General features: G+C 72.4%; 8 protein-coding genes and 1 pseudogene. 7 read left to right on the top strand and 2 right to left on the bottom strand.

Annotated features, from left to right (window positions below):
- Positions 1-6: 6 nt before the first annotated feature.
- Positions 7-1,333 (bottom strand): annotated as a pseudogene (locus C8N24_RS35110) (dicarboxylate/amino acid:cation symporter).
- Between the two features lie 172 nt (positions 1,334-1,505).
- Between C8N24_RS35110 and C8N24_RS23490 the strand changes: the two are divergent.
- From C8N24_RS23490 to C8N24_RS23520, 7 genes are all read left to right on the top strand, one after another.
- Complete coding sequence (locus C8N24_RS23490; protein ID WP_121254715.1) at positions 1,506-3,647, top strand: hypothetical protein; 2,142 nt, start codon at positions 1,506-1,508, stop codon at positions 3,645-3,647.
- 82 nt (positions 3,648-3,729) lie between these two features.
- A complete protein-coding gene (locus C8N24_RS23495; protein ID WP_121254717.1) occupies positions 3,730-5,001 on the top strand; it encodes a nitric oxide synthase oxygenase in 1,272 nt (423 codons plus the stop codon).
- Between the two features lie 60 nt (positions 5,002-5,061).
- Positions 5,062-5,382, top strand: a complete 321-nt coding sequence (locus C8N24_RS23500; RefSeq protein WP_147447950.1) for a hypothetical protein — start codon at positions 5,062-5,064, stop codon at positions 5,380-5,382.
- 87 nt (positions 5,383-5,469) lie between these two features.
- Positions 5,470-6,606, top strand: coding sequence for a hypothetical protein (locus tag C8N24_RS23505; protein ID WP_121254722.1), 1,137 nt, complete (start codon positions 5,470-5,472; stop codon positions 6,604-6,606).
- Positions 6,603-7,694, top strand: coding sequence for a hypothetical protein (locus C8N24_RS23510; protein WP_121254724.1), 1,092 nt, complete (start codon positions 6,603-6,605; stop codon positions 7,692-7,694). Before C8N24_RS23505 ends, C8N24_RS23510 begins: the two co-directional genes overlap by 4 nt.
- Positions 7,695-7,749: 55 nt before the next feature.
- A complete protein-coding gene (locus tag C8N24_RS23515) occupies positions 7,750-8,214 on the top strand; it encodes a DUF2243 domain-containing protein (protein ID WP_121254726.1) in 465 nt (154 codons plus the stop codon).
- Positions 8,215-8,225: 11 nt separating this feature from the next.
- On the top strand, positions 8,226-8,969 hold the full coding sequence (locus C8N24_RS23520) for an MBL fold metallo-hydrolase (protein ID WP_170179353.1): 744 nt from the start codon (positions 8,226-8,228) through the stop codon (positions 8,967-8,969).
- Here the strand turns inward: C8N24_RS23520 and C8N24_RS23525 are convergent.
- Complete coding sequence (locus tag C8N24_RS23525) at positions 8,938-10,641, bottom strand: peroxidase family protein (RefSeq protein WP_211340123.1); 1,704 nt, start codon at positions 10,639-10,641, stop codon at positions 8,938-8,940. The genes C8N24_RS23520 and C8N24_RS23525 overlap by 32 nt on opposite strands.
- Positions 10,642-10,653: the final 12 nt, after the last annotated feature.

The following is a 10,653-nucleotide window of genomic DNA, read 5'->3' on the forward strand; positions in this document are numbered from 1 at the left end:
GCGCACTCAGCGGAGCGCGGGCGCGGGCTCCTCGCGGCCGGGGGGCGCCGAAGCGGCCGGTCGGCGCGAACGCCGGCTCGGCCTCCAGACCACGGGCCGGGCCGTTGTACACGGTCTCGTCGAGGAGACCCTCGCGGCGCGCGACGAGCACCGGCACGAGCGCCTGGCCGGTGACGTTGGTGGCCGTGCGCATCATGTCGAGGATCGGGTCGATCGCGAGCAGCAGGCCGACGCCCTCGAGCGGCAGGCCGAGCGTCGAGAGGACCAGCGTGAGCATCACGGTCGCGCCGGTCAGGCCGGCCGTGGCCGCCGAGCCGACGACGGACACGAACGCGATCAGCAGGTAGTCCTCGACGCCGAGCGAGAGGCCGAACACCTGGGCGACGAAGATCGCGGCGAGCGCGGGGTAGACGGCCGCGCAGCCGTCCATCTTGGTGGTCGCGCCGAAGGGCACGGCGAACGACGCGTAGTCGGCCGGGACGCCGAGGCGCTCGGTCACGACGCGCTGCGTCACCGGCATGGTGCCGACGGACGAGCGCGAGACGAACGCGAGCTCGATCGCCGGCCAGGCGCCCTTGAAGAACCGCAGCGGGTTCAGGCCGCGGCCCGCGAGCACGAGCAGCAGTGGGTAGACGCCGAACATCACCAGCGCGCAGCCGACGTAGACGTCGACGGCGAACGTCGCCAGCGGCGACAGCAGGTCCCAGCCGTACTGGGCGACCGCGTTGCCGATCAGGCCGAGCGTGCCGATCGGCGCGAGGCGGATGACCCACCACAGCGCCTTCTGGACGAGGGCCAGCACGGCGCGGTTGAGCTCGATGAAGCCCGCGGCCGGCTTGCCGACGGCCAACGCGGCGGCGGCCGCGGCGACGGCGAGGAACACGATCTGCAGCACGTTGATCTCGACGAACGGCGTGATCGGGTCCTCGGGCACGATGCCGGTGAGGAAGTCGGTCCAGCCGCCCTGCGTCTCCGGCGGCTTGGCCGCGCCGAGGTCGATGTTCGCTCCGGCGCCCGGGTCGGTGATCAGGCCGAGCACGATGCCGATCGTCACCGCGATCAGCGAGGTCGCCATGAACCACAGCAGCGTGCGGCCCGCCAGCCGCGCCGCGTTGGTCAGGCCACTCAGGTTGGCGAGGCTCACCACGACCGCCGTGAACACGAGCGGCGGCACGGCGAGGAACAGCAGCTGCACGAAGAGGTCGCCGACCTCCTCGAGCGTGTCGGCGAGCCAGCCCACCTCGGCCTCCCGGGCCACGTAGCCCAGCAGCAGGCCGAGCACCAGGCCCGCCAGGATCTGCGCGCCGAACGGCACGCGAGCGATGCGTCTCATGGACAAGTCCCCCCTGCAGGAACGTTGATTCTGCCAACAGTGGTAGCAAAATCCGACCGGCTATCAGGTATTTGATCCGACACCCCCGTCAGCGGATGTTCGATTGCCCGTAGATCCGGCAACTAGTTGATTGCGCGCGATGCGCGGAACCCCGTGGCGTTCGATCGTGGCTGTGACCCTCACCGCGGGGATGCTGCTCGGTGCGCCCGCGCACGCGGCCCCGCCCGGTGGTGGCGAGCGCGCGGCGGCCCCCGACACGCGCGTCCCGCCGAGCCCGGGTACGGACGCGGCTCCGCGCACGCACGCCGTCCCGCGCCCGAGCACGGGGGAGGCGCGTCGCGCGTCGCGCACCGCGTACACCGACCTCAGCCGCTCCCAGGCCGTGAGCCTCGCCCAGCGGCACTTCCCCGAGCTGAGCCGGCGCGGCTACAAGGCGCTCGACCTCGAGCCCGGCCAACGCGTGGACGCGTGGCTCGGCGCGCGCGCGGCCCGGATCACGCGCCCGGGGGAGGCCGACCTGCTGCTGGAGAGCCAGCTGCCGCTGCGCACGCTGTCGGAGACCGGGGCGCCGACGCCGGTCGACCTCAGCCTCCGCGACGGCGAGGACGGCTTCGCGCCGCTCGCGCCGATCGTCGCGCTCGAAGTCGGCGACCGTGCGCACGAAGGGATCGCGCTCGACGACATCGGCGTCTCCGTCGCGCCGGTCGGCGTCGCCGAGGCGACCGGTGTCGCCCGCCAGGACAAGGCGTTCTTCACCGACACCGCGCCGGACACCGACCACATCGTCACCCCGCTGCCGACCGGCGTGGACCTCGGCGCGCAGCTGCGCTCGCCCGCGAGCCCGGAGCGCTTCCGCTGGCGGTTGGACCTGCCCGCGGGCGCGCGCCTCCAGCTCTCCGCCGACGCTCCCGGCGCGGAGATCGTCGGCGTGGGCGGCATCAAGCTCGCCCACATCACGGCTCCGGTCGCGTGGGACGCGGACGACCGTCAGGTCAAGAGCGCGCTGGCCGTCAGCGGCGACGAGCTCGTCGTCGACGTCGCCCACCGCGAGACGCGCGTCCGCTACCCGGTGATGCTGGATCCGACGATCCTCGAGGACGCGGCGCACTGGTACGCGAACGCGGCCGTGCCCGTCGACCTGTCGGGCTGGATGTGGACCGACCCGGGCAAGCGCTTCGGCTACTTCTACGGCGCCGCCTACCTCGGGAACGGCCTCTACACGTACAACCGCGGCAGCACGGTGTTCGAGGCGGGCGACTACGCGAACTGGTACTTCAACGCGCCCGGCACGTCGCGCATCGTCCGCGCCGACTTCGGCTACGTCAAGCACGAGCCGCAGACCGCGGGCACGTGGGCGGCGCCCTACAACGACGACCGCAGCTACCAGGGCGTCTGGAGCTACCAGCAGGGCCGCTACGAGTCCGGCCGCTGGTGCGACCTCGGCGAGGGTGGCGCCTGCGGCACGTCGCCGTTCACGACCTACGGCGCGCTGCACTACGCGAGCAAGACGCACTTCGCCCTGGAGGCCACGCCCGGCAACGCGGCGATCTTCGGCACGTCGGTCTTCTACGCCGGCGCGCACGCGCCGTTCACCAACTTCCTCGGCAGCGCGAGCGTGTGGATCGAGGACGTGGACGCGCCGGCCGTGACCGAGGACACCGGCCTCTCGGACCAGCGCTGGACGTCCGACCGCGGCTTCCAGGCCCGCGCCACCGACACCGGCCTCGGCCTGCGCAAGCTCGTCGTCGACTCGCCGGGCAACCCGGGCTGGCGCGGCGCCTACACCTACGACGCCAGCTGCACGGGCGACCGCCGCAACCGCTGCCCGCAGGTCGGCTACGTGCACTCGGACACGACCGGCCTGCCGGAGGGGCTCGTGCCGATCCGCTACACCGCCACGGACGCGGTCGGCAACGTCTCGTCGCGCACGTGGACGATCCCGATCGATCGCACGAGCCCGTCCGTGCTGCCGGACCGGCACGCGTCGCCGGGCGCGACGGCGCCGCTCGAGCAGGACGACGACAGCGTGCTCGTGTTCGAGGCCGAGGCCGAGGACGCCGGGGCGGGCGTCCGCTCGATCGACTTCGAGCTGGTCGCCGAGTGGGGGAGCGTCGTCGACGAGTCGGCCGACCCCGAGCCCCAGAGCTGCCCTCAGCACGGCTGCCGCAAGCACCGCGAGTGGAGCGTGTCCGCGTACCTCTTGATGAGCGGTCAGTACACGCTGCGCACGATCGCCACGGACCAGCTCGGAAACCGCAGCGTCGACGAGCGCGTGGTGGACGTCGTGCGCGGCATCCCGCCAGCTCTGCGCTGAGATCTCGGCCGGACGCTCAAGTCCGGGTGCGCGCGGTCGAGTACCGGGAGGCAGCAAAGCTCACGCCGCCTTCCGAAACTTCATGACACGCCGCCCGGAGATCGACATGGACCCCGCCACCAACGGCTGCCCTTGGGTGGCCAACCTCGCCAGCGAGGCACCCGTGGCTCCGGTCGCACCAGCCCCGCGCTCCGGCGGTCCGGACCCCCGTGAGGTCCGCGAGTTCTTCGAGCAGTACCAGGCGTACACGGGCATGGACGACGCCGCGCTGGCCGCGCGCGTCGCGCAGGTCGCGGCGGAGATCCAGGCCACGGGCACCTACACGCACGCCACCGACGAGCTGACCGTCGGCGCGAAGCTCGCCTGGTACAACCACAGCCGCTGCGTCGGCAAGCTCTACTGGCGGTCGCTGACCGTCCGCGACTGCCGTGACGTCACGACCCCCGAGGGCATGCGCGACGAGTGCTTCGAGCACCAGCGCGTGGTCCACAACGGCGGCCGGATCAAGCCGACCATCACGGTCTTCGCGCCGGACGCGCCCGGCAAGCCCAGCGCGCGCATCCGCAACGGCCAGATCGTCGCGTACGCCGGCTACCGCAACGCCGACGGCACGGTCCTCGGCGACGGCGGCGCGACCGAGCTCACCGACCTGGCGCTCAGCCTCGGCTGGGAGCCGGAGGAGCGGACGCCGTTCGACGTGCTGCCGCTGATCGTCGAGACGCCGGACGGCGAGCTGAGCGCGCACCCGGTGCCGGACGAGATCCTGTGGGAGATCGACATCGAGCATCCGACGCTTCCGGGCCTCGCCGACCTCGGGCTCAAGTGGTACGGCTTCCCGAGCATCGCGGCCAAGGGGATGACGATCGGCGGCATCACGTACCCGACGTCGCCCTTCACCGGGTGGTACCTCGCGCCCGAGATCAGCGCCCGCGACTTCAGCGACGAGTACCGGTACAACCTGCTGCCCGAGATCGCCGACGCGTTCGGGATCGACCGCAGCGACCGCCGCTCGCTGTGGCAGGACAAGACGGTCATCGAGCTCACCCAGGCCGTGCTGCACTCCTACGACAAGGCCGGCATGCGGATGGACGACCACTACACGGCCACGGAGAAGTTCCAGAAGTGGGTCGAGGCGGAGGCCCGTCGCGGCCGGACCGTCGACGCCGAGTGGTCCTGGATGATCCCGCCGATCTCGGCCTCGCTGACGCCGGTGTTCCACACCGAGTACCAGAACGAGTACAAGCTGCCGAACTTCGTCCAGGTGCCGCTTGCGGCGGTCGTGGGCGAGGCCGACGCGGCCGAGCCCGCCGCCGCCGCGGTGTGCCCGTTCACCGGCGCGACCGCCTCCGTGTAGCGCGCTCAACGTCCGTTCGGTTGCACGTGCGCCGGGCGCGCCTGTAGATTGCCGCGGTCGATGTTGTCCTCTCGCCGCGTGCTCATCTCCGCCGGTGCCGCCTTCATGGCCGCGTTGTCGGTGGCGAACGTGGTCGCGGGCAACGCGAGCGCCATGGAGATGGCGCTCTACGCGGCGCCGTTCCTCGCGATCGTCGGCCTGCTCGCCAGCGGCCGCTACGTCGCCGAGGACCGCATCCTCGCGATCTACCGGTCGCGGCCACGGCCGCGGCGCCGGAGCGCGTCCCGCCGCTGGCCGAGCATCGCCGAGCTGCCCTTCAGCGCCGGTGTCGAGCGCGCGCCGTGGTCCCTGCGCGGACCACCCGCCGCCTGCGCCGCCTGACGTAGCTCGCCGTTCCGCGTCCGCGCACGTCCGTGCGCGTCGACGCCCATCTCCCATCTCGAATACTGACCGGAGGACGTCGCAACGATGTTCCGCTCCGGGGCCCTCGCGGCCGGCGCGTCCGTAGCGCTGGCGGCGTCCGTGGCCCTTTCCGCATCCACGGCCGTGGCGGCTCCGCCACCGCCGTGCAACAACGCACCCCAGATCACCGACGCCACGGCCGACGGGCATCACCCGCCCACGGACGTGCTCGCGGCGTGGTGGACCGAAGGCGCCGGCCGGCTGCAGGCCGTGATCCGCGTCTACGCCGGCACGCCGGCGGCCGAGCACGACGAGGCCGAGACCCCCGGTGCGGGCTACGCCTTCGTGTTCACCGTCGCCGGGCAGACGCGGTACGTCCGCGCGACGCTCCCGGTCAACGGCGCCGCCACGTTCGACCACGGCACCTACACGCCGGTCGGTGGGTTCGCCAGCCAGGGCGCGACGACCGGGGTGGTCGAGAGCGGCGTCAACGGCACGGTCACGATCGACGTCCCCGGCGTGGCCGCGGGCGCGTCGCTCACGGGCACGTACGTCATCACCTACGACGGCATCAACGGCGCCGAGACGACCTGGGTCGACCACGCGCCGGGCGGTGCGCTGCCGACCGACCCGGCCGTCGGGGCCGACTACGTCGTCGGCTCGTGCGGCGCCGCGGCGCCGAGCGCGACCACCACCGCCGTCCAGCTCATCGCGCCGAGCCGCGTCACGGGCCGCAAGACCGTGACGGTCACGGGCAAGGTCGTGCCCGCACGGGCCGGCGTGCCCGTGGCGATCACCCGGACCGCGAACCGGCGGGCCACGGTCACGCGCGTCACGAGCGCGGCCGACGGCTCGTTCTCCGCCCGGATCGCGATCTCCGAGACCTCCGACCTGCGCGCCGTCGCCGAGACGATCGGCTCCCCCGAGCTGACCGTCACGGCCCGCAGCACGGTGAAGATCAAGGTCCGCAACCGCAAGGACGGGTCGGCCGTCGTGACCGGCACCGTCAACCCGAAGCTCCCCGGCCGGATCCAGTGGCTGCGCTCGAACGCGGTCACCCCCTCCGCCCGCACCACTACCCGCGCCGGCGGGACGTTCACGTTGCGCCTCAAGAAGCCGAAGCGCGGCCGCTACCAGGCCGTGTTCATCCCGTCGAACGGGCGCGCCGAGCGCTCGACGTCCAACACAGGAGTCATCCGATGAAGCTGTCCCGTTCCGTCGCGCTCGGCGTGCTCACCGCCCTTGCGGTCCCGGCCATCGCCGCCGCGCACCCGGCCGTGTACACGAGCCAGCAGTACGTCCTCCGTCCCGGGGACACGTGCCGCATCACGGACGCCGTGGCCAACGACGCGTGCATCACGGACAACCAGCGCACGACTTACGCGGTCGGCAACGACGGGTTCGCCATGGCCTTCACCGAGGGCACGATCGCCAACCCCGTCGGCGCGACGTCGGAGACCAACGGGGCGCCCGCCGGCCGCGGCATGATCAACTACCGCTTCCTCCCGGGCACCTGGCGGGGGACGGCCACGCCGGCCAACCGCGAGCTCTGGCTCGCCTACGGCCCGGCGCAGACCGAGCTGCAGCCGCACGCCACCTGCCTGGAGGCCGCCTGGGACACCCCGGCGAACATCCTCGCCTGGCAGGAGGACCCGTTCTACGACTACATCCCGTGGCAGAAGACCGCGGTCGGCATCGGCGACGAGCCCGCGAAGTGGATCGCGGTCGTCAAGAACGTCACCGGCGTGGACCTCACGACGCTGAACACGGCGGCCGAGTTCGAGGCGGCGTGCGAGGCGCCGGCCGTCGGGGGCACGTACTACGCAGCCGACGCGTCCTCGAAGATCACCAGCGCGCTCGAGAAGCAGATCACCGACCCGCTCCAGAGCCAGATCACCACGCTGCAGACCAGCCTCACGACGCTGCAGGGCCAGAAGGCGGCGGTCGACGCGCAGCTCGCCGCGGCGCTCGCGCCCAAGCCGCGCGCGCTCGCGCTCACGCTGTCGGCCAAGAAGTTCGACCAGGGCGTCGCGATGGTCACCGGCAACCCCGGCACGACCGTCACGGTCCGCGCGCGGCTCTCCGCGGCCACCGCGAAGAAGCTGAAGATCGCCCGCACGATCTCCAGCAAGAAGGCGACGATCAACGCGGACGGCGCCGCGCTCGTGAACCTGGGCCTGACCGCCAAGGCGGCCAAGGCCATCGACAAGCACCGCCCCTCGTTGAAGGTGACGATCGACGCCGTCGGCGGCGGCGTCACGAAGACCGCCACGGGCACGCTCACCCGCTAGTCATCGCGCTTACGGCGGCGCCCGCAGCCGGGCGCCGCCGGGGTAGCGACCGCGCATGGTCAAGACGCCGAGCGTGCTCCTCGGAATCGGGCTGGGCGGCTTCGTGGACGGGATCGTCCTCCACCAGCTGCTCCAGTGGCATCACCTGCTGAGCGACGCGGGTGAGCCGATGACGACCGTCGCCGGCCTCGAGGCCAACACCCTCGCCGACGGCGTCTTCCACGTCGCCACCTGGATCTGCGTGGCGGTCGGGTCGTGGCTGATGTTCCGCGCCTGGCAGGACGGCAGGATCGCGCCGCCGTGGCGCGCGCACGTCGGCCTGCTCCTCGTCGGCTGGGGCGCCTTCAACCTGGTCGAGGGCCTGGTCGACCACCAGATCCTCGGCGTCCACCACGTGCGCGACGACATCGGCGCGCCGCTCGGGTGGGACCTCGCGTTCCTGGGCTTCGGCGCGCTGCTCGTGCTCGCGGGCCTCGCGCTGATGCGGACGCCGCAGGCGGTGACCGCGCGCGCCCGTTAGGCTCGCGCGTCGTGGAGATCGCGAAGGGCGTCCATCGGATCGGGCCGACCCGCAAGGGCTGGAAGCTCGGCGGCTACGCGCAGTGCTACCTGATCGACGACGAGAGCGGCGGGCTCGTCCTGGTCGACGCCGGGTACGAGCACGACGGGCACCGGATCCTCGAGTACCTGTGGCGGATCGGGCGCACGCCGGCCGACATCACCGACCTCGCGCTCACGCACGCGCACCGGTCGCACCTGGGCGCGGTGGCGGCGCTCAAGCGGCTCAACCCGCGGATGACCATCCACGCGCACGCGTGGGAGGCGGACATCGTCGCCGGCCACCGGATGGCGCAGCCGATGCCGTTCCGCCCACTGCGGCCGCTGACGATCTACCCGATGCGGATCGGGTCGCTGATCAACTACGACGCGCACCGCGGCTGCCCGGTCGACGCGCTGCTGCATGACGTCGACGGCCAGCGGATCGGCCCGCTCGAGGTGATCCAGACGCAGGGCCACACGCCCGGCAGCGTCTCCTTCCTCTGGCGCGAGCGCGGCGTGCTGGCCGTGGGCGACGCCGTCGCGACCTGGCCGAAGCTCGACGCCGGCTGGCCGGGGTTCAACCTCGATGAGGCGCGCTACCAGCGGTCACTGCAGAAGATCGTGTCGCTCGAGCCGAAGATCGTGCTCACCGGCCACGGGCTGCCCGTGACCGAGAACACCACGCAGAAGCTCGAGTCGCTGCTCAAGGGCCCGTACTGGCCGGCCAGGTCTTGAACGGGTTCGCGGCCGGCGCCAGCTCCGGGTAGTGGCGGCGCAGCACGTCGCCCATCGTCGTCTCCTCGATCCAGCGCAGCCCGACCGGCGTGTAGGTCTCCGGGGTGTACGCGTCGGTGAAGAACCGGTCGCTCTGCAGCCGGCGTGAGGCCATCAGCAGGAAGATGCGGAACGCGGTCTCGCTGAACGCGAAGCCGCGCGGCTTGGGCTCGGCGTAGAGCCCGACGACGGCGTCGACGGCATCGAGGTCGCCGCCGTACAGGTCGCGGATGGCGGCGGCGGTCTTCGCGTCGCCGCCCGCGAGCTCCTCGAACGTCGTCGGGACCGGCATCCGCAGCAGCTGGCGGAACGCCGTGTACCGCGGGACGCCCGTCTCACGCGCGCGCACGATGTCGGCGGCCGCGAGGTCGATCGGGGGCAGGCCGCCGATCCGCTCCCACCGGCGCATCGTCTCCGGGTAGTTGAACAGCTCGATCTGCCCGGGCGGCTGGGTGCCGAGCGCTCGAAGGGCGCTCGCGACGCCGCCGACCTCGTTGATGCGGTCCCGCGGCTGGCTGATCCGGCCGGGCTGGAGCGCCAGCTCGCGGAGGTTGAAGGTGTGCGGCCCGAACGTGTAGTCGTCCGGCATCAGCGGGTGCAGCCGGTAGACGGTCACGAACTCCTCGGTGAGCGCGTAGGGCACGCCGTGGTGGTCCGTGCGCGAACCCGGGATGCCGGACAGCACCTCGCTGGCGCCGATCCGGCCGTGGCGACGACGGGCGTTCGCACCGAGCAGCCCCCACCACGTGGCCTTGATCGCGCGCTCGGTCGTGGGGTGGCCGATGATCGCGGGCGTCCACTCGACGGTGTGGATCTTCGCCATCAGCGCGCTGTTGATCAGCCGGGCCTTCGCGTAGAGGCGGTCCGTGCGCCAGTGCGGGTACACCTCGCGCAACCGGCCGACGATCGCGTTGTGCTCGCGCGCGAAGAGGATCTGCAGCAGCGCCAGGCCGACCCAGAGGCTCGCCTCGGGCGCGTTGAACGTCTTGGCCTCCTCCTCGATCTGGATCAGCAGCGCGTCGTCGACGAGGATGCCGCCGTCACCGGTCTGGATGTCGGACATGTACGGCTCGCGCGCGCCGTACAGCTGCGACGCGTCCCACCAGTGCGTCTCGCGGGAGAGGAAGCTCGTGGGGGCGCTGTCCGGCACCGGGATCGCCTTGGGCAGCGGCATGTCCTCCTCGAGCATCCAGTCGCCGATCGAGGGCTCCTTCGCGTGGCTGAGCCAGTCGTGGACCTCGAACTGCAGCCAGGCGGCGGCGAGCACGTTGAGGTGGCTCGCGGGCAAGAAGGCGCGGCGGACCATCAGCGCGTCGCTGACCTCCCGCGGGTGCGGCGCGCCGAGCGGTTCCGGGTCCGGAAGCGCCGGGCCGTTGCGCCCGAACGGGGCGCGGATGCTGCCCATGCCCGGCTCGCCGCGGTCGTTGTACGTGCCGTCGGGGAGCCGCTCCTCCCGCGCGACGGCGGGCTCCGGCTCGGTGACGGCCGGCACGCCGGTGTCGTAGAGGTTGCGCTCACGCAGCCGCTCCCGCAGCCCGACCAGCGTCGCGAGCCCGAGCGGGTACGGAAGCCGCTGCCACCCGAAGCGGCGCTGCAGTCGTTCGGCGATCGGCATCAGTGCCTTGACGAGCATGGGTGCCATCCT

Source organism: Solirubrobacter pauli, from assembly GCF_003633755.1.
Taxonomy (GTDB): Bacteria; Actinomycetota; Thermoleophilia; order Solirubrobacterales; family Solirubrobacteraceae; genus Solirubrobacter; species Solirubrobacter pauli.

What these genes read in the sequence shown, in the direction of transcription:
- C8N24_RS23495 (WP_121254717.1), top strand. Translation starts at nt 3,730, where the DNA reads ATGACACGCCGCCCGGAGATCGACATGGACCCCGCCACCAACGGCTGC.
- C8N24_RS23500 (WP_147447950.1), top strand. Translation starts at nt 5,062, where the DNA reads ATGTTGTCCTCTCGCCGCGTGCTCATCTCCGCCGGTGCCGCCTTCATG.
- C8N24_RS23505 (WP_121254722.1), top strand. Translation starts at nt 5,470, where the DNA reads ATGTTCCGCTCCGGGGCCCTCGCGGCCGGCGCGTCCGTAGCGCTGGCG.
- C8N24_RS23510 (WP_121254724.1), top strand. Translation starts at nt 6,603, where the DNA reads ATGAAGCTGTCCCGTTCCGTCGCGCTCGGCGTGCTCACCGCCCTTGCG.
- C8N24_RS23515 (WP_121254726.1), top strand. Translation starts at nt 7,750, where the DNA reads ATGGTCAAGACGCCGAGCGTGCTCCTCGGAATCGGGCTGGGCGGCTTC.
- C8N24_RS23525 (WP_211340123.1), bottom strand. Translation starts at nt 10,641, where the DNA reads ATGCTCGTCAAGGCACTGATGCCGATCGCCGAACGACTGCAGCGCCGC.